Origin of the sequence: uncultured Candidatus Kuenenia sp. (genome assembly GCF_900696675.1) — a bacterium.
In the GTDB taxonomy this organism is placed as follows: Bacteria; Planctomycetota; Brocadiia; order Brocadiales; family Brocadiaceae; genus Kuenenia; species Kuenenia stuttgartiensis_A.
Genome location: NZ_CAADGZ010000284.1, coordinates 1 through 1,316, shown reverse-complemented (window position 1 = coordinate 1,316; position 1,316 = coordinate 1). Strand labels below are relative to the sequence as shown.

Here is a 1,316-nt window from a genome sequence, read left to right as displayed (position 1 = left end):
CGCACACGGGGCGGCAATTCAAGGTGGCGCTCTCGGGCGTGGCCTGCGGGGTCATTCTCGCGGACAGGTTCGACACGCCAACCGAATTTGACGCATTCCAGATGATCGGCTCCGGGCTGGGCTCGGCGGGCTTCATCGTGCTGGACAACGCCGCAAGCATTCCACGGGTAACGCAGGCCGTGGCTCGGTTTCTCTATGTCGAATCCTGCAATCAATGTCCGGCTTGCAAAGCCGGTTTACGGACCGCTTCGCACGGCATCGACGAACTCCTCCAGCACCTTCATCTCCATGATGACCGGGCAGGCCTCGATTGGATCATGGAAGGTGCACATTCCGCACCGCAGGCAAATCGCTGCTTTCTGCCGGCGCAGGGCGCGAAGTTGATTCCCGGTTTGGTGCAGTCATTTCGGGAGGAGTTTGAGCCATACGCGAAAGGCAAGCGGCCTCAGTCCGAGCCTTGGCCGATCCCGAAAATCGTGGATTATGATGAAGAGAAACACCATTTCTCCTACGACGAAAAGCAGACAAAGAAGAAACCAGATTGGACCTACGCTCCATGAACTTCAGGGATAGCCATGGAGTGCCACGGATGGATGCAATCTTGCCGATTGCCTCGCCAATCAAAGTGATGGCAAGCTGTTCACGTAAATCCCGCAGTTAAATTTTTGTTTTCCGATGCAAGCGGTCGTTGACAAGGAACTTGTTTACTTAATCATGCCTCACCCAACGGGCAAAGGATGTAACGCGACCGGTCCGCGCTTCACAGAAACGTGGCTACATCACTATCTGCGGGATTTAGGATTAAACAACCGCCTTCCACAAATATGAATCCTATTACACTTTTACACTCCGGTTTTTTCCGGATTCCGTGATCTTCCTGATCACGATGTAGAACACAGGGGTTAAAAACAGGCCGAAGAACGTGACCCCGAACATGCCGCTGAATACCGAGGTTCCCAACGCCTGACGCATCTCGGCGCCGGCTCCTGTGGCAATCAATAGGGGGATTACCCCAAGTATGAAAGCGAACGAGGTCATCAATATCGGACGAAGCCTGACGCGCGAGGCCTCGATCACGGCCTCCTCGCACCCCTTGCCCGTATCCTGATAGTCTTTGGCGAATTCCACTATTAAAATCGCGTTCTTACACGCGAGCCCCACGAGCACAACGAACCCTATCTGTGAAAGGATATTGTTGTCCATGCCCCGAAGCCATATGCCAAATATCGCCGAAAGGAGGCACATGGGCACGATCAGTACGATCGTCAGAGGGAGTGACCAGCTCTCATAGAGCGAAGACAATATGAGGAATACGA

The 1,316-nt window shown here is 53.9% G+C and carries 2 protein-coding genes; one reads left to right on the top strand and one right to left on the bottom strand.

The annotated features are described in order from the left end of the window. Positions 1-560 (top strand): NADH-ubiquinone oxidoreductase-F iron-sulfur binding region domain-containing protein (locus QZT26_RS17675; protein ID WP_295104075.1); only part of this gene is annotated, 560 nt, incomplete at its 5' end. A 274-nt stretch (positions 561-834) separates the two neighbouring features. On the opposite strand, the gene QZT26_RS17670 is transcribed toward QZT26_RS17675, so the two are convergent. Beyond that, positions 835-1,316: efflux RND transporter permease subunit (locus tag QZT26_RS17670; RefSeq protein ID WP_295104073.1), on the bottom strand; the 482-nt coding region annotated here is incomplete at its 5' end.